Genomic DNA, 23,127 nt, shown 5'->3' on the forward strand with positions numbered 1-23,127 from the left:
CCTACGCTCGCCCCATGAGCAAGCCTCTCGTCGCCGTCCTCAGTGGTGCGGGCGTGTCCACCGATTCCAGCCCGCGGCGGGGCTCGCCGGGGTCGCCGCGGACCACGGGGCCCGCCTCGTCATCGTCAACGCCGAGCCGACCCCGTACGACGACCGGGCCGACGAGGTGATCCGCGAGCCGATCGGCACGAGCCTGCCCGCGCTGCTGCGCAGCCTGGGCGGCTGAGCGCCTCAGCACGGGCCGGTGGCCACATCTGCCCCAGCGGCTCAGAAGAGGGCCAGGTGCCCTTCTCGGCCCTCTCGACCCTCTCCCTGCGCTCCCGGCTCTCCCCGCTCGAAGTCCAGCAGTCGCTGCTTGCGTTCCAGGCCGCCTCCGTAGCCCGTCAGGCTGCCGTCGGCGCCCACCACGCGATGGCAGGGCACGATGATCCCCAGCGGGTTCTTGCCGTTGGCGAGGCCCACCGCCCGTGACGCGTTCGGATTGCCGAGGGCGTCCGCGAGTTGACCGTACGAACGGGTCTCGCCGTACGGGATCCTGCGGAGCTCCGCCCAGACGGAACGCTGGAACGGGGTTCCTTGGAGGTGCAGTTGGATGGAGAAGTCCTTCAACTCACCCGCGAAGTAGGCCCGTAGCTCCTCCGTCGCCTCGGCGAACGGCGGGTCGTCCGGGGCGCCGAGGGCGCCGAAGCTCTCCTCGGGCGGACGGTGGCGCTGGTCGGTCATGTAGAGCCCGGAGAGGACTCCGCCGGTGGCGACCAGCGTGAGCGGGCCGTACGGGCTGTCGACGACGGTGTGCTGCTTCGTGTTCTGCTCGGTCTGCTGTTTCACTGCGTGTCCTTCGGTGTGTGAGCCGTCTGTCCGGGGAGGAAGTTGACCGGGTGCGAGCCCGTCGCCCACAGGTACTGGACGGCGTACGCGCGCCAGGGCCGCCAGTCCGCGGCCCGTGCCGTCAGCGCGGCGGGAGTGGCCGGCAGGCCCAAGTCCCTTGCCGCGTAACGGATTCCGAGGTCGGTCACCGGGAAGGCGTCGGGGTCGCCGAGGGCGCGCATGGCGATGACCTCCACGGTCCAGGGTCCGAAGCCGGGCAGGGCGAGCAGCCGGGCCCTGGTCTCCGTCCAGTCGCCCTCGACGCCCAGGTTCAGGGTGCCGTCGGCCAGCTGTCCCACGAGTGTGGTGAGGGTGGTGCGGCGGGTGGCCGGCATGGCGAGCGCTTCGGGGTCGAGTGCCGCCAGGGCCTCGACGGACGGGAAGAGGTGGGTGAGACCGCCCTCGGGGTCGTCGACCGCTTCACCGTGCGCGGTGACCAGGCGTCCCGCGTGCGTACGGGCGGCGGCGGTGGACACCTGCTGCCCCAGCACGGCCCGGACGGCGAACTCGGCCTCGTCGACCGTACGGGGCACCCGGCGGCCCGGCGCCTTGTCGACGAGCGGCGCCAGCACCGGATCCGTACGCAACTGGTCGTCGACCGCGACCGGGTCGGCGTCCAGGTCGAGCATGCGGCGGCAGCGGCTGATGGCGACGGTCAGGTCGCGCAGGTCGCTGAGGGTGAGCCGGCAGCCGACGTGGTCGGGCTTCGGAGTGAGGGCGACGACCCCGTGGCCGTACGGCAGACGCAGGGTGCGCCGGTACGCGCCGTCGCGCCACTCCTCCACCCCGGGTACGGCGGTGGCGGCGAGGTGGCCGAAGAGGTTGTCGGGGTTGAGCGGCGCCCGGAAGGGGAGCCGGAGCGCCAACACCCCTGGAGTACCGGGCGAGTTGGCGCGGTCGGCACGATTCTTGGGTGCCCTGGTGCGCAGCTCGCTCGGGGCGAGGGCGAAGACCTCACGGACCGTGTCGTTGAAGGTGCGGACGGAGGAGAAGCCCGCCGCGAAGGCGATCTCGGCCATCGGGAGCGGTGTCGTCTCGATGAGCAGGCGTGCGGTCTGGGCGCGCTGGGCGCGGGCCAGGGCGAGCGGGCCCGCGCCCAGTTCGGCGAGGAGCTGGCGTTCGATCTGCCGGGTGCTGTAGCCGAGGCGGGTCGCGAGTCCCGGCACGCCCTCGCGGTCCACGGTCCCGTCACCGATGAGGCGCATCGCGCGGGCCACGAGGTCGGCGCGCTGGTTCCACTCGGGTGAGCCGGGGCTCGTGTCGGGGCGGCAGCGTTTGCACGCCCGGAATCCGGCCTGCTGGCAGGCGGCGGCGCTCGGGTAGAAGGTCATGTTCTCCGGCTTCGGAGGCACGACGGGGCAGCTGGGTCGGCAGTAGATCCGCGTGGTCAGGACGGCGGTGAAGAACCATCCGTCGAAGCGGGCATCCTTCGACTGGACGGCGCGCACACAGCGCTCGGTCTCGGCGTGCATCCCTTTCTGCATGCCCCCAGCATCGCCCTCGGTCAGGGCGATGGCTGGCGGGAATGCGACATCTGCCTCAGCCCGGCTCCCTCCCCCGGGCGCCGGGGCTCACTCCTCGGCCGTGGGTCGCCGGGAGGCCGCCGTCGCCCTGTCGACGTCGGTCAGGGGGCGCAGCCGGTAGGTGTAGGAGTAGTCCCGGTCGGCGAAGAGTTTGTACTCGTCGTGGGTGTGCGCGCCCCAGCTGTTGTCGCCGCCGATACCCATCTGCCGGTGGTTGACGCGCAGGACGACCTCGTCCCGAGGGGTCAGCTGGTAGTCGTGGCGCGTGCCCACGGACAGGTCCTCGGGGGTGAAGTGCGAGGCGTTGACCTCGATGAGCGGTTCGCCCGAGACGAGCAGTCCGGTGCCGTCGCGACCGGTGAGGGCGGCCCAGCGGACGTCGGTCCTGTTGCCGTTCTCCTGGGGGCGGATGTAGGGCGTCCACTGCCCGGAGACGGTCCCCGAGTACAGCCCCACGTCGGTGCCGTCGTTGCGGTCCCAGTGGTTCTCCTCGGGGCCGCGGCCGTAGTAGTGCAGCTGCTCCAGCCGGCCCGGCAGGAACAGCAGGGTGCCCACCTCCGGGATGTAGGGCAGGTTCGCCGCACCCGGGTGCAGGGTGTTGTCGACCTTGATCTCACCGTTGCCGAAGACGGTGTAGGTGGTGGTGTACGCGGATTCGGTGCTGGTGGGCAAGGTGCCGGTGACCTTGATCCGGACGGCCCGGTCGCGCAGGGTGTCCACGCCGACGTCCGTCACCTTGCGCAGGGTCCCGGCGTCGCGCCAGGTCTGGTTGCGGACGTGCTGGCCGTTGCCCCGGTCGTTGTCGGTCGGTGCCCGCCAGAAGTTCGGCACGGGCCCGGAGGTGAGGAGCCGGGCGCCCCGGGCCTCGTACGAGGTGATGACTCCGGTCCTCTTGTCGACGGTCACGGAGAAGCCGTCGCCCCTGACCGTGACGGACCGCTCGCCGTCCTGGTGGCGCAGGGCGGGTACGCGGGTCAGGGGCACGGGTCGCACCGCGGGGCTGTCGGCGTCGACCGGCAGTTGCTGGGCGGCCACCTCGAAGCCGGCCTTCGCCCACTTGGTGCGTTCCCTGGTGGTGAAGGACAGCCGCAGGAAGTACTCCGTGCCGGGTTCGGGGTCCGCCGGCAGCCTGACGGGGACGGTGATGTCCTTGGTGCTGAGTGGGGGCACGTCCAGTTGGGCGCGGCTCAGCTGTCCGCGCCGGACGATCCGGCCGTCGGCGACGAGTGTCCAACTGCCGTCGAAGTCACGGAGGTTGGTGAACAGGTACTCGTTGGTGAGGGTGACCGCGGCTCCGGCGGCTGCGGCGGTGAGGGTTTTCCCGGAGGGTGCGGCGTTGATCGCCTGGTAGATCCGCTTGACCTCCGCGGCCTTGCCGGTGTGTCCGCGGTCGGCGGTGACGATGCCGTCCGCGACGAAGGCCCCGTCGTTCGGGTGGTCGCCCCAGTCGCCGCCGTACGCGAAGAAGCTGCGGCCCTCAGGGCGGTTCCCCGGTCGTTTCTCCGTCACCTTCACGGTGGCCGCGTCGAACCAGAACCGCACTCCGTCGTCGCCGGGTCCGCGTCCGTCCGAGGCGAGTTCGGCCGCGGACAGCGCGCGGGCGTAGACGCGTGCCCGCCGGATCGTGCCGCTGAACTCACGGGTGGGGTTGTCGACGTCCGTGGCGAGGGAGAGCGGCGCGGTGTTGACGGCGGGCCGCCGGGTGGTGGTGCGGGTGGCCCTGACCGTGCCGTCGACGTGCAGGGTCAGGGTGCCCGCGGTCGCGTCGAAGACGCCCGCGATGTGGTGTTCCCGGCCGGTCCAGTCGTCCGGGAGGGCCCAGGTGGCGGCGATCCACTGGCCGTCGCCGTGGATGAAGAACTCCAGGTTCCCGCCGCTCTGCTTGAGGGCGTACTGGGTGTCGCCCTTGGCGATGAGCGGCTGGTGGTAGCCGGTCACCTGCGGGGTGACCCAGGCCTCCAGCGTCAGGGAGCCGGTGAGGTCGAGTCCGGGGTCGCGGGCGAAGACGGTGCTGCCGGACAGGCCCTTCTTCCGGTCGAAGGTCGCGGCGGCGGCCTGGATCTCGCCGCGCACCGCACCCGGTCCGGTCTCCGTGAAGAGGGTGCGCGTGGGGATCGGCGTGGTCAGGGACTGGTCGACGAAGTCCCAGATCCAGCCGCCCTGCAACACGTCGTGGCGGCGGATGAGATCCCAGTACTTCTTGAGGTTGCCGGTCGAGTTCCCCATCGAGTGCGCGTACTCGATCATGACGTACGGACGGGTGTCGGAGGTGTCCTCGGCGCGGGCCTCGACGCGTGCGGGGCTGTCGTACATCTCCGAGCGGATGTCGCTGACGGCGGGCCGGTCGTCGCCCTCGTACTGGATGACCCGGGTCGTGTCGTACGAACGGATCCAGTCGTGCATGGCGACGAAGGTGCTGCCGCCGCCGGCCTCGTTGCCCAGCGACCAGATGACGACGGAGGCGTGGTTCTTGTCGCGGTGGACCATGTTCCGGGCGCGGGCCACACAGGCCCTGCTCCAGTCGGGGTGGTCGCCCGGATACTCGTCGCGGATTCCGTGGGTCTCCAGGTTGGTCTCGTCCACCAGGTACAGGCCGTACTCGTCGGCCAGTTCGTACCAGTGGACGTTGTTCGGGTAGTGCGAGGTGCGGACGGTGTTGATGTTGGTCCGCTTGATGATCTCGATGTCCCTGACCAGGTCCGCGCGGGTGAGCGCGGTGCCGCGGTCGGGGTGCATCTCGTGCCGGTTGGTGCCCCGCAGGGAGACGGGCCGGCCGTTGATCCGCATCAGCCCGTCCTTCAGCGCGAACTCGCGCAGCCCGACCCGGTGCGAGAGCGTCTCGACGACCTTGCCCGCCGGATCGCGCAGCCGCAGCACGGCCGTGTACAGGTACGGGTCCTCGGCCGACCACAGCTTCGGCGCGGGCACGGCTCTGGCGGCCTGTACGGTCACGTCCTCGCCGGCCGGGGCCGAGCCGAGGTCCACGGTCTGGTGCAGCGGGCGGGGCCAGACGGCGTGGCCGCGCGCGTCGTGGAGCTGGGTCTCGACGGAGTACGAGCCCGCGCCGCCCTCGCCCTCCGTACGGCCGCCGTAGTCGCGCACGCTCGCGGTGACCGACAGTTCGGCGGCCCGGTAGCCGTCGCTCAGCGGGGTGTCCAGCTTGAAGTCGCGCAGGTGCACGGCCGGGGTGGAGTAGAGGTGGACCGAGCGGAAGATGCCGCTCAGCCGGATCATGTCCTGGTCCTCCAGCCAGTCGCCGTCGGAGTAGCGGTACACCTCCACCGCGATCTGGTTGGTGCCGGGCTTCAGGTGCTCGGTGATGTCGTACTCGGCGGGGGTGTAGGAGTCCTCGTGGTAGCCGACCAGTTGTCCGTTGATCCACACGTAGTGGGCGGACTTGACCCCTTCGAAGTGCAGGAACGTCCGTCGCCCCGACCAGCCCTTCGGGACGGTGAAGGTGCGTCTGTACTGGCCCACCGGGTTGTAGCGGGTCGGGGCGGCCGGTGGCTGCGGCTCCTCGCCCAGACCGTTGGGGCCCCAGTAGGGGTACGTGATGTTGATGTAGATCGGGAAGTCGTAGCCGTGCACCTGCCAGACGGAGGGGACGGGGATGGTGTCCCAGGAGCTGTCGTCGACGTCGGTGAGGTGGAAGTCGGGGTCCCGGTCGTCGGGGCGGTCGACGTAGGCGAACTTCCACTTCCCGTCGAGGCTCATCCGGTACGGCGAGCGGGTGCGGTCGCCGTCCAGCGCCTGGGCGACGTCCGCGTACGGGGTCAGGGTGGTGTGCGGCGGCTCGGTGCCGACCTGGAAGACGTCGATGGCGCCGTTCCACTCCGGGGAGGCGTCCGCGGCGGTGGGCCGGTCGGCCGCGTGGACCGCGGAGGCGGACGAGGGGAGGGCGAGCGCGCCGAGGACGACGGCCCCTCCCTCAAGAAGTCGGCGACGGCTGACGGGAGTCGTGTGCGGAGGCAGGTGCGGGCGCGGGTGCGGCATGGCGGGGCCCTTCCTCGGTACGACAGTGGGGTGCGCGAACTGAGGGGCGTAATGCGACTACTGGGCACAAAGGCATGTGGTGAGCCACAGAAACCCTAGAACCCGAACACAACAGCGGCAATGACCCTGTCGAACTCTGTGTGTTTCTGAGGGCTGTGTCGCGCGGGTGCCCGTCCGGGAGCCGCGGGTGTCCGTCCGGGAGCCGGGAGTGCCCGTCCGGGAGCCGGGGGGTGCCCGTCCGGGAGCCGGGGGGTGCCCGCCGGGGCTCCCGCGGTCCGGTCAGCCGACCCGCGCCGCGAACGCCTCGTACGCCGGCTCGTCGAAGAGGACGAACCTGACCTCGGTCACCGCTGTCTCCGTGTCCCGCACGGCCTCGACCGCGACACGCGCCGCGTCCTCCATCGGCCAGCCGAAGATGCCCGCGGAGATGGCCGGGAACGCGACGGTCCGCGCGCCCAGCTCGTCGGCCACCCGCAGGGATTCCCGGTAGCAGGAGGCCAGCAGCTCGGACCTGTCCTCGCTGCCGCTGAAGACGGGCCCGACGGTGTGGATCACCCAGCGCGCGTCGAGCCGCCCGGCGGTGGTGGCGACGGCCTGTCCGGTGCGCAGGCCCTTGCCATAGTGCGAGGCGCGCAGCTTTCGGCACTCGGCCAGGATCTCGGGGCCGCCGCGCCGGTGGATGGCGCCGTCCACGCCTCCGCCGCCCAGCAGCGAGGAGTTCGCCGCGTTCACGATGGCGTCCACGCTCTGCAGGGTGATGTCGCCCCGGACGAGTTCGATACCTGTCATGTCCGGCGCAGCCTCTTCCATACGGCCTTCGCCGCGTTGTGCCCCGACATGCCGTGCACACCGGGACCCGGCGGGGTCGCCGAGGAGCAGATGAACACCGCCGGGTGCGGGGTGTTGTACGGGAACGCCGACAGCGTGGGCCGCAGCAGCAGTTGCAGGCCGGAGGCCGCGCCGCAGCCGATGTCACCGCCCACGTAGTTGGCGTTGCGGGCGGCCAGTTCGGGCGGGCCCGCCGTGGCACGGGCGAGGACCCGGTCGCGGAAGCCGGGTGCGAACCGCTCCAGCTGGCGCTCGATCGTCTCGGTGAGGTCTCCGGTCCAGCCGCTCGGAACGTGCGCGTAGGCCCAGAACACATGCTTTCCGGCCGGTGCGCGGGACGGGTCGACGACACTGGGCTGCACGGTGATCAGGAACGGCGCGTCGGGGGCGCGCCCCTCCCGGGAGGCGGCGCGCAGGGCGGCCCCGATCTCCTTGCGGTCCGCGCCGACCTGCACCGTGCCGGCCGTGCGGGCCTCCTTCGCGGTCCACGGCACCGGTCCGTCGAGCGCGTAGTCGATCTTGAAGACGCCCGCCCCGTACCGGTACCGGTCGTAGTGGTTCCCGAAGCCCGCGATCCGGCTCAGTGCGGTGGGCGAGGTGTCGAAGACGTAGGCGCGCGCAGGCGGCAGGTCGTCGAGCCGCTTGACCTCGTAGTCGGTGTGGACGGCGCCGCCCAGGTCCTTGAGGTACGCGGTGAGCGCGTCGGAGATCGACTGGGAGCCGCCCCGGGCTACGGGCCAGCCCCTGGCGTGCGCGGCCAGTGCGAAGACGAGGCCGACGGCGCCGGTGGCGACACCTCCCAGCGGCGACATGACGTGGGCGACGAGCCCGGCGAACAGCGCCTTGGCCCGCTCGTCGCGGAACCTGCGCATCAGCCAGGTCGAGGGCGGCAGTCCGGCCAGCCCGAAGCGGGCGAGGGTGACCGGGTCCCGGGGCAGCGCGCTGAGCGGCAGGGACATGAAGTCCTGTACGAGGGTGTCCCACCGGTGGGTGAAGGGCTCCACCAGCCTGCGGTACGTGCCCGCGTCCCGGGGTCCGAACGAGGCGGCCGTCTCGGCCACCGACCGCGACAGCACGGCCGCCGTGCCGTCCAGGAAGGGGTGCGCCATGGGCAGTTCGGGCTGCAGCCACTCCAGTCCGTACCGCCCCAGCGGCATCGCGCGGAAGGCGGGTGAGTTGACTCCCAGGGGGTGCGCGGCCGAGCACGGGTCGTGCCGGAAGCCGGGCAGGGTCAGCTCCTCGGTGCGGGCACCTCCCCCGACGGTGTCGCGCGCCTCGAAGACGGCCACGGAGAAGCCGCGACGGGCCAGCTCCACGGCAGCCGTCAGTCCGTTCGGCCCCGCACCCACCACGACGGCATCGAGCATCGACGGCACCTTCGGACTCCTTTGTCAGCCGATGGCCACTGACGGTCAGGATAAGCCGGGCCTCCGACAGCGCCCCTGCCAGCCCCTCGCCGACCCGTCATCCGGCCCTGATCGGCCCTGCGCAGGCACCGTTCAGGCGCTGCTCAGGCGCCGCCCGACAGCAGGTCGAGGACCCGGCGGGCCGTGGCCGCGTCCCGCGCCGCCGTGAACGGAAGGGTGTTGCCGCCGGTTATGCGGAACGGCTCCCCCGCGAGGGTCAGGTGCGTGCCGCCCGCCTCCTCGACGAGCAGCAGGCCCGCCGCGTGGTCCCAGGCGGCCTCCCAGCTGAACGCGACGGCGTCCAACTCGCCGCGCGCGATGGCCAGGTACTCCAGTCCGGCGGAGCCGCAGGGGCGCGGGCTCACGCCCTCCGTGCGCAGGCCGAGCAGCGCCCGCTTCTGGTCGTCCGTCGTGTAGTCCGGGTGGGACGTGGCGACTTCGAGGTCACGGCCGGGGTCCGGCGCGCCCGCCAGGAGGCGTTCGCCGTCGAGCAGGGCGCCCCGGCCCCGTACGGCCACGGCGAGTTGGTCGCGGGCCGGGGCGTACGTCCAGGACGCCAGCACGACGCCGTGCCGGGCGAGCGCGACCAGGGTGCAGAAGCCGGTGTCGCCGTGGACGAACTGGCGGGTGCCGTCGACGGGGTCGACGATCCAGACGGGCGCCTCGCCCTGCAGCGCCTCGTACGTCGCCGGATTCGCGTGGACCGCTTCCTCGCCGACCACGACCGAGCCGGGCAGCAGCTTGCCGAGCACCTCGGTGAGGTACTGCTCGGCCTTGCGGTCGGCGTCCGTGACGAGGTCGTGCGGGCCGCTCTTCTGGTCGATCTCGTGTGCCGCGAGCTGCCGGAAGCGCGGCATGATCTCGGTGGCGGCCGCCTCGCGGACGGCCCGTTCGACGTCGGCGGTGCGGTGTGCGAGAAACTCGTCGATGGTTTCCATGTGTTCGATCATGCCTCCATGAGAGCACGCGCCACTGACAATCCCCGCCCGGTGGGTGCATCACGGGTGGAATCGGCATGAACAACGAGTGCGCCGAGGCCGGCGCCTGCTTCGGTGACCGACACCCGCCTCAGCCGTCGGCACCGACATCAGCGGCCGACCGCGTACCCCTGCATGCCGCGCGGGTTCGCGGCCGCCGACAGGATGCCGGTCCGCGGGTCCCGGGCGACCGCGCACAGCCGCCCCTCGGACCAGGCGTCGCCGACCTGGACGTCATGGCCCCGGCGGCGCAGCTCGGCGACGACCTCGGGGTCCGTGCGGGACTCGACCGTCACGCTGCCGGGGCGCATCCCGCGCGGGTAGAAGGAGCCGGGGAAGCTGTCGTTGTGCCAGTTGGGGGCGTCGATCGCGCCCTGGAGGTCGGGGCCGCCGCGCACTTCCGGGCGCAGGGCGACGGCCAGGAAGAAGTGCAGCTGCCACTGGTCCTGCTGGTCGCCGCCGGGCGTGCCGAAGGCCATGACGGGGACGCCGTCCCGCAGGGCGAGCGACGGGGTGAGCGTCGTGCGCGGACGGCGGCCCGGGGTCAGGGAGTTGGGCAGTCCCTCGTCCAGCCAGGCCATCTGGAGCCGGGTGCCGAGCGGGAAGCCCAGCTCGGGCACGACCGGGTTGGACTGCAGCCAGCCGCCGCTGGGCGTGGCCGCGACCATGTTGCCCCAGCGGTCGACGATGTCGAGGTGGCAGGTGTCGCCCCGGGTGCCGCCGTCCGCCGAGACGTCCGGCTCGCCGGGCACGGGAGACGTCGGCGGCTTGGCCACGGTCGGCTCGCCCGCGCCCGGCGTCGCGAGCGCGTCGAAGCCGGCCTCCCCCAGGGCTCCCGAGGCGGCCACGCGCGCGTGGTGGCTGAGCAGCGGCGTCCGGCCGCCGGGGCTCCCGGGCCGCAGCTCGTACGAGGCCTTCTCCCCGACCAGCGCCCGCCGTCCGGCGTTGTACTCCGGTGACAGCAGTTCCGCCGGAGGCACCTCGCCCGCGTCCCCGTACCAGGCCTCCCGGTCGGCCATCGCGAGCTTGCAGCCCTCGATCAGCAGGTGCGTGTACGCGGCGGAGCCGTACCGGGGCAGTTCGGGCGGCAGCAGGGCCAGCTGCTGGAGGAGGACCGGCCCCTGGCTCCAGGGCCCCGCCTTGCACAGCGTCCAGCCCCGCCAGTCGTAGGTGGCCGGAGCTTCGTAGGATGCGGACCAGGAGGCCAGGTCGGCCGCGGTGAGCGTGCCGGAGTGCCGCTCGCCGCTGGTGTCCCGGGTGGGCCGGCCGGACTGCCGTACCAGTGCCTCGGCGATGAAGCCCTCGCGCCAGATCCGCCGCGCGGCCTCGATCTGCGCGATACGGGGGTCGCCCTCCTGAGCCTCGCCGTGCCGGGCCCCGACCTCCTCGGCGGACTCCGCGAGGAGCCGCTGCCAGGTCGCGGCCAGCGCGGGATTGCGGAACAGCTCGCCGGGCCGCGGGGGCTCCCCGCCCGGCAGGTACACCTCGGCGGACGAGGTCCACTCGGTCTCGAAGAGCTCCCGCACGGTCTCCACGGTCTGGCCGACGCGCTCCACGGGCGCGTGCCCGTCCCGCGCGTACCCGACGGCGTACTTCAGGACGTCCGCCAGGGGCTTCGTGCCGTGGTCGCGCAGCAGCAGCATCCACGCGTCGAAGGCGCCGGGCACGGCCGCCGCGAGGGGTCCGGTGCCGGGGACGAGGTCCAGCCCCAGACCCCGGTAGTGGGCGATGGTGGCCCCGGCCGGTGCCACGCCCTGACCGCACAGGACCCGTACCTCGCCGCCCGCCGGGGCGAGGATGATCGGGACCTCACCGGCGGGCCCGTTGAGGTGCGGCTCGACCACGTGCAGCACGAAACCCGCGGCGACGGCGGCGTCGTACGCGTTGCCGCCGTCCTCCAGCACGGCCATCGCCGACTGCGAGGCGAGCCAGTGCGTGGAGGACACCATTCCGAAGGTGCCCTGGAGCGTGGGTCGGGTCGTGAACACGGGGAACTCCTCACTGGGGGACGGGCCTGCGGACCGCGCGGCAGGTTCCGGACTGCGGGCCAAGGACGTCCGGCGATGGTACGCAGGCTGCCGCTACGGGCGCTTGGAGGGCCGCCAGGCCGTCGTCCCCAGGACGTTCTCCGGGCCGATGTCGAGCGGGTACGGCGGCCGTACGGTCACGGTGTCGTCGCCCTTCTCCGGAGCGACGCGCAGGTACACGCCGCTGGTGTTGTTCATCCGCCAGTACAGGGCCGTGTGCGCCGACTCCCCGGGGGCGAGCGTCAGCGGCCGGGGGCCGGGGTCCTCCGGAGCCATGGACACCTGGTCCGTGCCCTCGACGGTCTTCACGCCGGGGAACGGGTCGCCCGATCCGTCCAGGACGGTGATGGCCGGATAGCCGTTCAACTCGTACGGTTCGTCACCGCAGTTGGTGACGTCGAGGCCCATCGCGCGCAGTCCCATCGCCGCGTCGCCCTGGTCGGCCGCGAAGCGCAGACCGGAGGCGGGGCAGCCCTCCGTCTGCAGGCCGGGGACGGTCGGAGAGGGTGTCGGGGCGGGCTCGGAGGCCACGGGCGTGGGCGAGGGCGGCACCACCGCGAGGGACGGTGTCGGCGTGGGTCTGCGTTCGGGGTTGCTCTCCCGGTCCAGTTCGGCGGAGAGCCCGCACCCGCTCGCCCCCAGCACCGGCGTCAGCACCAACAGGCAGACGAGGGCGGCACGGCGGAACGGCCCGGTACGTGTCGTGATCACCCGCCGATCATCACACGAGTCCTCGGCGGAGGCCCTCACTCCGCCCGTCCGCGTGCGGTGACCAGCCCCGACTCGTAGGCGAACACGACCAGTTGGGCGCGGTCGCGGGCGCCCAGTTTGGTCATCGCGCGGCTGACATGGGTCTTTGCGGTGAAGGGGCTGATGACCATGTGGGCGGCGATCTCCTCGTTGGTGAGGCCGCGGGCGGCGAGCGCGGTGACCTCGCGCTCCCGGCGGGTCAGGCACTCCAGGCCCGGCGCCTTCGCCCGGTCCGGCGGCCGGGACACGAACTCCCCGATCAGGGTGCGGGTGACGGACGGCGACAGCAGGGCCTCGCCGCGCGTGACGACCTCGATGGCCTGGAGCAGATCGGCGGGTTCGGTGTCCTTGAGGAGGAAGCCGCTGGCACCGGCCCGCAGCGCCTCGAAGACGTACTCGTCGAGGCCGTAGTTGGTCAGCATCACCACGCGCACACCGGACAGCCGTGGGTCGGCGGCGATGCGGCGGGTCGCCTCGATGCCCGTCATCACCGGCATCTGCACGTCGACGAGGGCGATGTCCGGCACGTGCTCGCGCACCAGCGCCACGCCCTGCTCGCCGTCGGCCGCCTCGCCGACCACCTCGATGCCCTCCTCGGCGTCCAAGAGGGCCCGGAACCCGGCCCGCATGAGCGCCTGGTCGTCGACGAGCGCGACCCGGATCACGCGTGTTCCAGCGGCAGTCCGGCCCGCACCGAGAAGCCGCCCTCTTCGCGCGGGGCGGCGTGCAGGGCGCCGCCCAGCGCCGTGACGCGTTCGCGCATACCGGTGAGCCCGATGCCCTCGACGGGCGGGCAGGACGGTTCGGCGGTTCCGTCGTCGTCGACGCGTATCGTCAATTCCCCCTCTCCGTAGTCGAGTCGCACGGCGATCTTGGCGGGTCCCGCGTGTCGGGCGGCGTTCGTGAGGGCTTCCTGGACGATGCGGTACGCGGCGCGGTCCACGGTCGCCGCCAGCGGGCGCTCGCGGCCCGTCACGGTCAGGTCGACGGCGAGGCCCGCCGCGCGGGCCCGCTCCACGAGCAGCGCCGGCGTGCCGGTCGGCTCGTCCGTGCGCAGGATGTCCAGCGTGGCGCGCAGTTCGCGCATGGCCTCCCCGCCGGCCTCCTGGATCGCGAGCAGGGCGGGAGGTATCTCCTCGCCGCGCTTGCGCGCGAGATGGACGGCGACACCCGCCTGGAGTTTGACGATGGAGATGCTGTGGGTGAGGGAGTCGTGCAACTCCCTTGCTATGCGCAGGCGTTCCTCCCCCGCGCGGCGCAGGGCCGCCTCCTCGCGGGTGCGCTCGGCCTCCAGGGCGCGCTGCTCGGTCTGGCGCAGATAGGCCTGCCAGTTGCGGCCCGCGAGGCCGCTGACCACGGCGCACAGGAACCAGCCCGTGAGCAGCACGGTTCGCTCGACGGTGCCGTGCGTGACCGGGCCCGCCGCGAGATACGCGCCGAGGAACACGGCGCCCGCCGCCGCTCCGACGGCCCGGTGTCCCGCCTGGGCGGCGATGTGGACGGCGGCCACCACGGGCAGGGCGGCCACCGGCCCCGGCTGCGCGTGCAGCGCGTGGGCGCTCAGGGCCGCCGTGGTCACGGCGAGCACCACCCGGGGTGCCTTCCGGTACGCGGCCAGCGCGAGCGAGCCGGCCACGATCAGCGCGAGGTCGAGCGCGGTGGTGTCCTGGTCGAGGGCCGCCGCGGACACGGTGACGGCGCCGATCACGACGGCGAGTGCCACGTCGGCGAGCCGCTTGAGGAGTGCCTGGTCCGCGCTCATGTCCGTACCGTAGACCGGTGCACGGACAGCGGCGTCAGCCCTGTGGACAACTCCCGCACTACTCCCTGCGCAGTAGTGGGAGGTGCCGGGCGGTCGGGCCGGCGCACCGCGGACTGCCTCCGGCCGTACGACGCGTGGGGGCAGGCCGGCGGGCCAGGGTTCTCCCCATGACCACAGCCTTCCTGACCGCGCCGTTCACGACCGCGCCCTTCCGCCACACCGAGCCCCTGCCGCCCAGGTCCGCCACCGGCCGCACCGCGGAGGTGTACCGGCAGCTCGCGGAGGACTTCGGTATCGAGAGCGCCTCCACCTTCGTCGTCCTGTCCTCCTCGCCGGACCTGATGGCCGCCGCCTGGGCGCTGATGCGGGAGTCGCTGCTCGCGGGCGAGGGCAGCCGCACCGGAAAGGAGCTGGCGGCGTTCGGGGTGTCCCGGGCCAACAAGTGCCCGTTCTGCGTGGACGCGCACACCCTCCTGCTGCACGCCACCGGCGACCACGCCCTCGCGGAGCGCCTGGCCCGCGGCAAGGCCCCGGAGAAGGAGGTCCAGGCACGCATGGTCGCCTGGGGCGAGGCGACCCGGGTCCCGGGCAGCCCGGACCTCACCCCGCTGCCCTTCTTCGCCCGGCACACCGCCGCGTACGTGGGCACCGCCCTGTCCTTCCACTTCATCAACCGGATCGTCTCGGCCCTGCTGACCGAGAACCTGCTGCCGGGCAACGTCCAGCGGTTCAGGTCGGTCCGCAGCCTCGTCGGCCGTTCCGTGGCGAGGACCGTGCGCCGGCGCCTCGTCCCGGGCACGAGCCTCGCCCTCCTCGACGGCGACGCGGGCCCCGGTCCCGCCTGGGCGGCCGGCACGACGGTCGGCCCGGCCTACGCGGCACTGCGGGCCGCGGCCATGGCGGGCTCCTCACTGCTGACCGAGGCCGACCAGAACCTCGTACGGGACACGGTCGCGGTCTGGGACGGGACGCATCAGCCGGTGGTCTGGGACGCGCTGCCGGGACGCGCGGACCGGCCCGGGGCGCGGCTGGCTCTGCTGGCGGCGCTGGCTCCGTACCGGATCACCGACGAGGACGTGGCCGCCTGGAAGAAGCCGCCGTACACGGACCACTGCCTGGTCGGGCTGATCGCGTACGGGGCGTTCACCGCCGTGGACCGTATCGAGCGCGCGCTGCCCCTTCAGGCCGCGGTGGGCGACTCCGTGGACCGGGTGACGCAGTAAGTACTGTCACCGCTCGGACACGGGCGGGCACGGAGCGAGTTCGCACTTCCGCCCCACAGCCACCCGTGTGACACTGGCGTCCCGTCCGCAGTGCGGACCCCTCCGCACCGTCCCCCACGAAATGTGCGCCGTGCGATCTCTTCCTCTCGCTCTCACCGCGCGTCTGGCGCCGGTCGTCGTGCTCGCCACGGCGGGCTGGGCGCTGTCGTCCGGGCCGCTCGCCGCGCCTGCGGCCACGGAGAAGAAGGCCGCCCCCGACGGCGAGAGATCCCCGTCTGCGCCCGCGACCGCCGCGGCGGTCCGCACCTACCGCGACTCCCCCGCGCCCTGCGAGGGCATCACGAAGAAGACGGTGACCGCGCTGGTGCCCGGTGCCAAGACGGCCGGCAAGGAGATCCCCTCGACCGACGAGTCGCTGCGCCGCACCTGTTCCTGGAACGCGCTCAAGTCGTTCGACTACCGCTGGCTGGACATCTCGTACGAGATCAAGAAATCGGACGAGAGCGCCCTCGCCGCGTACAAGCAGCGCACCACGGAGAAGAGCGGCGGCGGTGAGGTGCCCGGCGTCGGCGACGAGGCCTACTCCGTGGTGAACCTCACCACCGACGACAAGCAGCAGACGCGCGAGGGCATGGTGATCGTCCGCGCGTCCAACGCCCTGGTGGTCGTCACGTACAACGGCAGCAACTTCGAGACGAAGAAGGCGCCCGCCACGGACGAGATCAACAAGGGCGCCATCAAGGCCGCCAAGGAGGGGATGGCCGCGCTGGAGGCCGCCCAGTAGCGGGCGGCTCCCGGCGCGGCCTGCCTGCCTGCCTGCCGTCAGGTGACCTTGCGCACGGCCTCCGCCCGTTCGGCCCGTGCCACGGGTGCCATCAGGGCGACGTACAGGACGAGCGACGAGGCGACGCCGACCGCCCAGCCGTAGTCCGCGAGCGGCTTGAGGAACGGGATGAGTCCGTCGACGGGGAACGGGCCGAGCTTCGCGCCCTTCTCGTCGACGTTCGAGTACGAGCCGCCGACGGCCAGGACACCGCCGATCACGAAGGCCAGCACCGCCCGCCAGTTCCAGCCGTTCGTGTACCAGTAGCGTCCGCCGGGCGTGTAGAGGTCCGCGAGGTGCAGGACCGTACGGCGCACGATCCAGTAGTCGGCGATCAGGATGCCCGCGACCGTGCCGAGCAGCCCGCCGACCACACCGAGCCAGGTGAAGATGTAGAACTCCGGGGTGGAGATCAGCTTCCACGGGAAGATCAGGATGCCGATGACACCCGTGATCAGCGCTCCGGTACGGAAGTTGATGAACTTCGGCGCCAGGTTGGACAGGTCGTACGCCGGTGAGACCACGTTCGCCGCGATGTTCACGGAGATCGTGGCGATCAGCACGATGAAGAGCGCGAAGAGCAGGCCGAAGGCGCTGTCCGTCTTGGCGGCGAGGGCGACCGGGTCCCAGATGGGCTCTCCGTAGACGGCCTCCGAGCCTGAGGTGACCAGCACGGCGAGGATCGCGAAGAGCGTCATCGTCGTCGGCAGGCCCAGGCTCTGCCCCCAGGTCTGCGCCTTCTGGCTGGCGCCGAAGCGGGTGAAGTCGGGGATGTTCAGGGACAGCGTCGCCCAGAAGCCGATCATGCCCATCAGCGCCGGGAAGAAGACCGTCCAGAAGTCGGGGCCCCAGCCGAGCTTCGAGGGCTGGTCGAGCAGCGCGCCGAAGCCGTCGGCCTTGACGGCGATCCAGATCAACAGCACGAACGCGCCGACGATCACGACGGGCGCGGCCCAGTTCTCGAAGCGCCGCAGGAAGTCCATACCGCGGTAGATGATCGCGATCTGCACGGCCCAGAAGAGCAGGAAGCACAGCCACAGCGGCCAGGGGTTGCCGGCGATCCGGCTGGCCTTCTCCCACTCCCCGCCGGTCAGCTTGGAGCCGAGGGCGAAGATGCCGCTGCCGCCGATCCAGGTCTGGATGCCGAACCAGCCGCAGGCCACGGCCGCCCGGATCAGCGCCGGGACGTTGGCCCCGCGCAGCCCGAAGGAGGCCCGGGCCAGTACGGGGAAGGGGATGCCGTACTTGGGTCCGGCGTGCCCGGTGGCCAGCATCGGCAGCAGAACGATGACGTTGGCCAGGGCGATCGTGAAGACGGCCTGCTTCCAGTCCATCCCGAGGGCGACCAGACCGGAGGCCAGGGTCCAGCTGGGAATGCAGTGCGCCATGGAGATCCACAGCGCCGCGAAGTTGTACGTCGTCCACTTGCGCTCGGCGACCGGGACGGGACGCAGGTCCTCGTTGGCGAAGGGACTGCTCTCGGGGAAGGCTCCGGGGCTGAGTTCGATCCGCCCCTCGGTGTCGGCGGACTGGGGTATCGGTGGCCCTGTGGGGACGGTTTCGGTCATGAGCAGGCCAATCAATGAGGTGGGACGGGAAAGGCCGTGCGGGTGGAGTTCTCTGGGCGCCGTCAACAGTCGACTGCGCCGGGCGACCGTCAACCGTCGACGGCGCGGGCGACCGTCAATGGCTGACCGCGAAGGATGACCGTCAACTGTTGACGGCGGAGGGTGACCGTCAACTGTTGACTGCGGGGATGACCGTCGATCCGTACGCTTCGATGACCTCCTCCTGCGCGTCGTGCATGTCGTACAGGGCGAACTGGTCGACGCCCAGCTCCCGCAGGGCGTTCAGCTTCGCGATGTGCTGCTCGGCGGTGCCGATCAGACAGAACCGGTCGACGATCTCGTCCGGCACGAACTGCGTGTCGGGGTTTCCGCTGCGCCCGTGGTGGGAGTAGTCGTAGCCCTCGCGGGACTTGATGTAGTCGGTGAGTTCGTCGGGGACGGCGGCCGAGTGCTCGCCGTACTTGGAGACCAGGTCGGCGACGTGGTTGCCGACCATGCCGCCGAACCAGCGGCACTGCTCCCGCGCGTGGGCGAGCGCCTCGGGAGAGTCGTCCGCGGTGACGTACGCGGGCGCGGCCACACAGATCTTCACGTCGGCCGGGTCGCGTCCGGCCTCGGCCGCCGCCGTCCGCACCGCCTTGACCATGTACTCGGTGAGATACAGGTCGGCGAGCTGGAGGATGAAACCGTCCGCCTCCTCGCCGGTCATCTTCAGGGCCTTGGGCCCGTACGCGGCCATCCAGACGGGGAGTTCGGCGCCCGGCTTGATCCACGGGAATCTGATCACCGTGCCGCCGAGGTCGGCCTCGTCGCCGCGCCCCAGCGCCCGGATGACCTTCATGGCCTCGCTGATCCGCGCGAGGGTGTTGGGCTTGCGGCCGGCCACCCGCATCGCCGAGTCGCCGCGGCCGATCCCGCAGACCGTGCGGTTGCCGAACATGTCGTTGAGCGTGGCGAAGGTCGAGGCGGTGACCTCCCAGGTGCGGGTGCCCGGGTTCGTCACCATCGGGCCGACCTTCAGCTTCGTGGTGTTGGACAGGATCTGGCTGTAGATGACGAACGGCTCCTGCCAGAGCACGGCGGAGTCGAAGGTCCAGCCGTACGTGAAGCCGTTGCGCTCGGCCCGCTTCATCAGGCTGATGACACGGGAGGCAGGTGGGTCTGTCTGCAGGACGAGTCCGAAGTCCATGGCGCCACTCCTGGTCGCTCGGAGAAGGTTCAGAGGAGGTACTGGCAGGTGGAGCGGGGGGTGTAACTGCCGTGCCCGGCGCGGCCGGTGAACTTCCGGTCGGTGATGACGTCCTCGCCGCGCGAGAGGACCGTCTCGACGCGGCCGGTGGTGCGCCTGCCCTCGTACGCCGAGTAGTCGACGTTCATGTGGTGGGTCTCGGCGGACATGATCTGCTCGGCGTGCGGGTCGTAGACGACGACGTCCGCGTCGGCGCCCGGCGCGATCGTCCCCTTCTTCGGGTACAGGCCGAACATCCGGGCCGGGGTCGCGCAGGCGATCTCGATCCAGCGGCGGCGCGAGATGTGCCCGTCGACCACGGCCTGGTGCAGCAGGTCCATCCGGTTCTCGACGCCCGGCAGACCGTTGGGGATCTTCGAGAAGTCGCCCCGGCCCAGCTCCTTCTGGCCCACGAAGCAGAAGGGGCAGTGGTCGGTGGAGACGACCTGGAGGTCGTTGGTGCGCAGGCCGCGCCAGAGGGCGGCCTGGTGCTCCTTGGGCCGCAGCGGGGTCGAGCACACGTACTTCGCGCCCTCGAAGTCCGGCTCCGCGAGGTTGTCCGTCGACAGGAACAGGTACTGCGGACAGGTCTCGCCGAAGACGTTCAGGCCCTCGTCGCGGGCCCGCGCCAGCTCGGCGACGGCCTCCGTGGCCGAGACGTGCACGACGTACAGCGGGGCGCCGGCCACCTGGGCGAGCTTGATGGCGCGGTGCGTGGCCTCGGCCTCCAGGAGGGCCTTGCGGACCTCACCGTGGTAGCGGGGGTCGGTCTCGCCCCGGGCGAGCGCCTGCTCCACGAGCACGTCGATCGCGATGCCGTTCTCGGCGTGCATCATGATCAGGCCGCCGTTCTCGGCGGAGCGCTGCATGGCGCGCAGGATCTGGCCGTCGTCGCTGTAGAAGACGCCGGGGTAGGCCATGAACTGCTTGAAGGAGGTGACGCCCTCCTCGACCAGCAGGTCCATCTCCTTGAGGGTGTCCTGGTTGACGTCGGAGACGATCATGTGGAAGCCGTAGTCGATGGCGCACTTGCCGTCGGCCTTGGCGTTCCAGGCGTCGAGGCCCTCGCGCAGGGAGCGGCCGACGCTCTGGACCGCGAAGTCGATGATCGTGGTCGTGCCGCCCCAGGCGGCGGCGCGGGTGCCGGTCTCGAAGGTGTCGGAGGCGAAGGTGCCGCCGAAGGGCAGCTCCATGTGGGTGTGGGCGTCGACTCCGCCCGGGATGACGTACTTGCCGGTGGCGTCGATGGTCCGCTCGGCGGTCCAGGCCTCGGCGGCGGGGGTGCCGGTCGCGGCGATCGCGGCGATGCGGGTGTCCTCGATGAGGACGTCCGCGTGCAGTTCGTCTGATGCGGTGATCACCAGGCCGCCGCGGATGACTGTACGAGTACTCATGTGTTCCTCTCCTGTCTGTCCCGACGGGGACCCCCGGGGTGGGGCAGTCGACACAGTGCGGGTCGCGTGTGGCTGGTCGCGCAGTTCCCCGCGCCCCTTACGGGGCCCCGGCCGGGGAGACCTTTACGGGGCCGTCAGGGGCTCGTACGCGTCCGGGCGGCGGTCGCGGTAGAACTGCCAGCGGTCCCGGACCGTGCGGAGTTTCTCCATGTCCAGGTCGCGGACGACGAGTTCGGGCTCCTTGTCGCTCGCCACCTCTCCGACGAACTGGGCTTCCGGGTCCACGAAGTACGAGGTGCCGTAGAAGTCGTTGGAGCCCAGTTCCTCCACGCCCACGCGGTTGATGGCGCCCACGAAGTACTCGTTGGCGACGGCCGCGGCCGGCTGCTCCAGCTGCCAGAGGTAGGCGGACAGGCCGCGCGAGGTGGCCGACGGGTTGAAGACGATCTCGGCCCCGGCCAGCCCGAGGGCACGCCAGCCCTCCGGGAAGTGCCGGTCGTAGCAGATGTAGACGCCGACCTTGCCGACCGCGGTGTCGAAGACCGGCCAACCGCTGTTGCCGGGACGGAAGTAGAACTTCTCCCAGAAGCCCTCGACCTGCGGGATGTGGTGCTTGCGGTACTTGCCGAGGTACGAGCCGTCGGCGTCGATCACCGCCGAGGTGTTGTAGAGGACGCCGGGCTGCTCCTCCTCGTACATCGGCAGGACGAGGACGATGCCCGACTCCGCGGCCAGGGACTGGAATCGGCGGACGATGGGGCCCTCGGGGATCTGCTCGGCGTACTCGTAGAACGCCTTGTCCTGAACCTGGCAGAAGTACGGGCCGTAGAACAGCTCCTGGAAGCAGAGGACTTGGGCGCCCTGCGCGGCGGCGTCGCGGACCGCCTGCTCGTGGACCTGGATCATCGATTCCTTGTCGCCCGTCCATGCGGTCTGGAAGACGGCGGCGCGGATCACTCTGCTCATCGGGACCTCCGGTCGCTGGGTGTGTCGCGAGCTTAGGAAGCCGTGAAGGGGACTTTGAGTTGCAGCGTGTCACGTCTGCGGGCGTGTGGCGTTCCACGGTGTCACCCTTGCGAAGGCCCATGTTTCACCACCGTTTTCCCAGGTCGTTCCATGTTTCAGCGTTGTTGCGCGTCGTGCGCGAGGAGGGCGATGTGGATGGAGGCGGCCTGTTCGAAGTCGTCGAGGTCGACCCCGAGCCGCGCCTCTATGGACTCAAGGCGCCGGTACAGCGCGGGCCGCGAGACATGGTGGAGCTGCGCGGTGCGCGACTTGTTGCGGCCGGTGGCCAGATACGTCCGCAGCACCGGCAGCAGCTCCGCCTCCGCGTCGGCGCCGCACAGCAGCCCGTCCAACTCCCTTTCCGCGAAGGACTGGACGTGCGGGTCGTCGCGCAACAGCCGTACCAGGCCGCGCAGATGTACGTCCCTCAGCCGCACCACGGCCGGCAGGTCCAGGTCGGCCGGGTTCTCGGCGACCGAGTCGGCCACGTGCCGGGCCTCGCGCAGACCGGCGGGCACGTCGTCCCAGCCGGTGCGCGCGTCCGCGGCGGCGACGACGGCCGCGGACTCCCGTTCGCCCGGGGCACCGCCGCCCGGTTCCGTACGCAGCCGGGTGGCGAAGTGCGCGGCGAGGGCTTCGGCGTCCTGGTCCCTGGCGAGGCTCAGCAGGACGGCGGTGACCCCGTCGGCCAGTTCGGCGACGAGCCCGGGAAGGCCCAACAGCCGGAGTACGCGGGCGAGTTCGGCCGCGCCCACGCCTCGTACGGCCAGGGGCACGAACGTCCGCCGGTTGACCGGCAGTCCGGCCGCGCGGGCCCGGGGCAGCAGCTGCCGGGCCGGTACGGCTCCCGAGACGAGGTCGGTGAGCAGGCTCTGCGCGGACTGCTCCTCCCAGGAGTGCGCGGAGCCGCCGAGCATCCGGTGCAGGACGAGTGCCTCGGCCGCGCGGTCGGCCAGGAGCCGCCCGGTGGCGGTGTCGCCGCGGTAGCCGCAGAGCACGATGCGGCCCCACCGCTCACCGCGTCCGCCCAGTTCGGCGCGGACCCAGCCGTCGCCCTCGCTGCCGCCCGCCTGCCGGGCGATGCGCTCCCAGTCGCGCAGCACGTCGTCGACGGCGGACCGCTCCCCCGCCGTGGCGAGGACCCGGTGGGCGAGGTTGGTGACGACCACCGGGCAGGCGCTGTGGCCGGCGATCTCGTCGAGCAGCCGTTGCAGCGGGGCGCCCGTCGTGATGAGGCCGGTGAGCGCGGTGCGTACCGCCTCCGAGAGGCTGACGGCGGCGAACTTCCGCCGTACGAGCCGGGACTGGACCTCTTCGGTGAGTTCGGCGAAGGGGAACGGGCGGTGCAGGACCACCATCGGCAGCCCGCACCGCTCGGCGGCCCGGCGCATCACCTCGGGCGGCGCGGGAAAGGCCCGGCCGAGTCCGAGGACGACGGCCGAGGCCTCCGCGCGGTGCAGGGAGCGGATGTACTCGGCCTGCGCCTCCCGGTCGCCCGCGAGCAGCACACCGGTGGTGAGGACCATCTCGCCGCCGCTGAGCATCACCCCGACGTCGGCGGCCTCGGCGACATGCACCCAGCGCACGGGCCGGTCGAGCTGGCCCGCGCCCGCCACCACCTCGGGCTCCCCGGCGAGCACCCGCTCCAGGGCGAGGATCTGCCGGACCGACAGGGCGGGTTCCGAGGCGGTCGTCATCAGGGCGAACCTTCAATCTCGCGGTGCCGAACACTCCTCGGAGCCGGTTGCCGCCA

17 protein-coding genes and 1 pseudogene are annotated in these 23,127 nt (G+C 71.8%); 3 read left to right on the top strand and 15 right to left on the bottom strand.

The window, feature by feature from the left end; genetic code table 11:
- Nucleotides 1-67 precede the first annotated feature (67 nt).
- A pseudogene (locus tag J8N05_RS47615) lies at nt 68-226 on the top strand (SIR2 family transcriptional regulator); the annotation flags it as partial.
- A gap of 41 nt (nt 227-267) precedes the next feature.
- Here J8N05_RS47615 and J8N05_RS30085 read toward each other — a convergent pair.
- The 10 genes from J8N05_RS30085 to J8N05_RS30130 all read right to left on the bottom strand — a co-directional run bounded on the left by J8N05_RS30085 (nt 268) and on the right by J8N05_RS30130 (nt 14,133).
- The gene (locus J8N05_RS30085) at nt 268-828 is read right to left on the bottom strand and encodes a methylated-DNA--[protein]-cysteine S-methyltransferase (RefSeq protein WP_210888471.1); all 561 of its coding nucleotides are present in this window, start codon (nt 826-828) and stop codon (nt 268-270) included.
- Complete coding sequence (locus J8N05_RS30090; protein WP_282108176.1) at nt 825-2,351, bottom strand: AlkA N-terminal domain-containing protein; 1,527 nt, start codon at nt 2,349-2,351, stop codon at nt 825-827. The genes J8N05_RS30085 and J8N05_RS30090 overlap by 4 nt, the downstream gene beginning before the upstream one ends.
- A gap of 87 nt (nt 2,352-2,438) precedes the next feature.
- Nucleotides 2,439-6,383: a glycoside hydrolase family 2 TIM barrel-domain containing protein gene (locus J8N05_RS30095; protein ID WP_210888474.1), complete on the bottom strand. Its 3,945-nt coding sequence runs from the start codon at nt 6,381-6,383 to the stop codon at nt 2,439-2,441.
- Between the two features lie 279 nt (nt 6,384-6,662).
- Nucleotides 6,663-7,172 carry an O-acetyl-ADP-ribose deacetylase gene (locus J8N05_RS30100; RefSeq protein WP_210888477.1) on the bottom strand — a complete coding sequence of 170 codons (510 nt, stop codon included), beginning with the start codon at nt 7,170-7,172 and terminating at the stop codon, nt 6,663-6,665.
- Entirely contained in the window at nt 7,169-8,578 is a 1,410-nt protein-coding gene (locus J8N05_RS30105; protein WP_210890490.1) for a phytoene desaturase family protein, read from the bottom strand. Before J8N05_RS30105 ends, J8N05_RS30100 begins: the two co-directional genes overlap by 4 nt.
- A gap of 143 nt (nt 8,579-8,721) precedes the next feature.
- A complete protein-coding gene (locus J8N05_RS30110; RefSeq protein ID WP_210888479.1) occupies nt 8,722-9,567 on the bottom strand; it encodes an inositol monophosphatase family protein in 846 nt (281 codons plus the stop codon).
- Between the two features lie 137 nt (nt 9,568-9,704).
- Entirely contained in the window at nt 9,705-11,582 is a 1,878-nt protein-coding gene (locus tag J8N05_RS30115; RefSeq protein ID WP_247706557.1) for a gamma-glutamyltransferase family protein, read from the bottom strand.
- A gap of 93 nt (nt 11,583-11,675) precedes the next feature.
- Entirely contained in the window at nt 11,676-12,332 is a 657-nt protein-coding gene (locus J8N05_RS30120; RefSeq protein ID WP_210888481.1) for a DUF4232 domain-containing protein, read from the bottom strand.
- Between the two features lie 35 nt (nt 12,333-12,367).
- Nucleotides 12,368-13,036 carry a response regulator gene (locus J8N05_RS30125; RefSeq protein ID WP_210888483.1) on the bottom strand — a complete coding sequence of 223 codons (669 nt, stop codon included), beginning with the start codon at nt 13,034-13,036 and terminating at the stop codon, nt 12,368-12,370.
- Complete coding sequence (locus J8N05_RS30130; RefSeq protein WP_210888485.1) at nt 13,033-14,133, bottom strand: sensor histidine kinase; 1,101 nt, start codon at nt 14,131-14,133, stop codon at nt 13,033-13,035. The genes J8N05_RS30125 and J8N05_RS30130 overlap by 4 nt, the downstream gene beginning before the upstream one ends.
- A 167-nt stretch (nt 14,134-14,300) precedes the next feature.
- Between J8N05_RS30130 and J8N05_RS30135 the strand changes: the two genes are divergently transcribed.
- Nucleotides 14,301-15,356: a carboxymuconolactone decarboxylase family protein gene (locus J8N05_RS30135; RefSeq protein ID WP_210888487.1), complete on the top strand. Its 1,056-nt coding sequence runs from the start codon at nt 14,301-14,303 to the stop codon at nt 15,354-15,356.
- Between the two features lie 121 nt (nt 15,357-15,477).
- Nucleotides 15,478-16,140, top strand: a complete 663-nt coding sequence (locus J8N05_RS30140; protein WP_210888489.1) for a hypothetical protein — start codon at nt 15,478-15,480, stop codon at nt 16,138-16,140.
- A 38-nt stretch (nt 16,141-16,178) separates the two neighbouring features.
- On the opposite strand, the gene J8N05_RS30145 is transcribed toward J8N05_RS30140, so the two are convergent.
- The 5 genes from J8N05_RS30145 to J8N05_RS30165 all read right to left on the bottom strand — a co-directional run bounded on the left by J8N05_RS30145 (nt 16,179) and on the right by J8N05_RS30165 (nt 23,071).
- A complete protein-coding gene (locus tag J8N05_RS30145; protein ID WP_210888492.1) occupies nt 16,179-17,747 on the bottom strand; it encodes an NCS1 family nucleobase:cation symporter-1 in 1,569 nt (522 codons plus the stop codon).
- Nucleotides 17,748-17,916: 169 nt separating this feature from the next.
- A complete protein-coding gene (locus J8N05_RS30150; protein ID WP_210888495.1) occupies nt 17,917-18,936 on the bottom strand; it encodes a TIGR03842 family LLM class F420-dependent oxidoreductase in 1,020 nt (339 codons plus the stop codon).
- A gap of 29 nt (nt 18,937-18,965) precedes the next feature.
- The gene (gene hydA / locus J8N05_RS30155) at nt 18,966-20,369 is read right to left on the bottom strand and encodes a dihydropyrimidinase (RefSeq protein WP_210888498.1); all 1,404 of its coding nucleotides are present in this window, start codon (nt 20,367-20,369) and stop codon (nt 18,966-18,968) included.
- Nucleotides 20,370-20,492: 123 nt separating this feature from the next.
- Nucleotides 20,493-21,335 carry a nitrilase-related carbon-nitrogen hydrolase gene (locus J8N05_RS30160; protein ID WP_210888500.1) on the bottom strand — a complete coding sequence of 281 codons (843 nt, stop codon included), beginning with the start codon at nt 21,333-21,335 and terminating at the stop codon, nt 20,493-20,495.
- Between the two features lie 155 nt (nt 21,336-21,490).
- On the bottom strand, nt 21,491-23,071 hold the full coding sequence (locus J8N05_RS30165; protein WP_210888502.1) for a PucR family transcriptional regulator: 1,581 nt from the start codon (nt 23,069-23,071) through the stop codon (nt 21,491-21,493).
- Between the last annotated feature and the right edge of the window lie 56 nt (nt 23,072-23,127).

Origin of the sequence: Streptomyces liliiviolaceus (assembly GCF_018070025.1) — a bacterium.
GTDB classification, from domain to species: Bacteria; Actinomycetota; Actinomycetes; order Streptomycetales; family Streptomycetaceae; genus Streptomyces; species Streptomyces liliiviolaceus.

Excerpts from the sequence above, each read along its gene's own strand:
- J8N05_RS30160 (WP_210888500.1), bottom strand. The coding sequence starts at position 21,335 with ATGAGCAGAGTGATCCGCGCCGCCGTCTTCCAGACCGCATGGACGGGC.
- J8N05_RS30145 (WP_210888492.1), bottom strand. The coding sequence starts at position 17,747 with ATGACCGAAACCGTCCCCACAGGGCCACCGATACCCCAGTCCGCCGAC.
- J8N05_RS30110 (WP_210888479.1), bottom strand. The coding sequence starts at position 9,567 with ATGATCGAACACATGGAAACCATCGACGAGTTTCTCGCACACCGCACC.
- J8N05_RS30140 (WP_210888489.1), top strand. The coding sequence starts at position 15,478 with ATGTGCGCCGTGCGATCTCTTCCTCTCGCTCTCACCGCGCGTCTGGCG.
- J8N05_RS30130 (WP_210888485.1), bottom strand. The coding sequence starts at position 14,133 with ATGAGCGCGGACCAGGCACTCCTCAAGCGGCTCGCCGACGTGGCACTC.
- J8N05_RS30135 (WP_210888487.1), top strand. The coding sequence starts at position 14,301 with ATGACCACAGCCTTCCTGACCGCGCCGTTCACGACCGCGCCCTTCCGC.
- J8N05_RS30105 (WP_210890490.1), bottom strand. The coding sequence starts at position 8,578 with ATGCTCGATGCCGTCGTGGTGGGTGCGGGGCCGAACGGACTGACGGCT.
- hydA (WP_210888498.1), bottom strand. The coding sequence starts at position 20,369 with ATGAGTACTCGTACAGTCATCCGCGGCGGCCTGGTGATCACCGCATCA.
- J8N05_RS30165 (WP_210888502.1), bottom strand. The coding sequence starts at position 23,071 with ATGACGACCGCCTCGGAACCCGCCCTGTCGGTCCGGCAGATCCTCGCC.
- J8N05_RS30090 (WP_282108176.1), bottom strand. The coding sequence starts at position 2,351 with ATGCAGAAAGGGATGCACGCCGAGACCGAGCGCTGTGTGCGCGCCGTC.
- J8N05_RS30095 (WP_210888474.1), bottom strand. The coding sequence starts at position 6,383 with ATGCCGCACCCGCGCCCGCACCTGCCTCCGCACACGACTCCCGTCAGC.
- J8N05_RS30100 (WP_210888477.1), bottom strand. The coding sequence starts at position 7,172 with ATGACAGGTATCGAACTCGTCCGGGGCGACATCACCCTGCAGAGCGTG.
- J8N05_RS30150 (WP_210888495.1), bottom strand. The coding sequence starts at position 18,936 with ATGGACTTCGGACTCGTCCTGCAGACAGACCCACCTGCCTCCCGTGTC.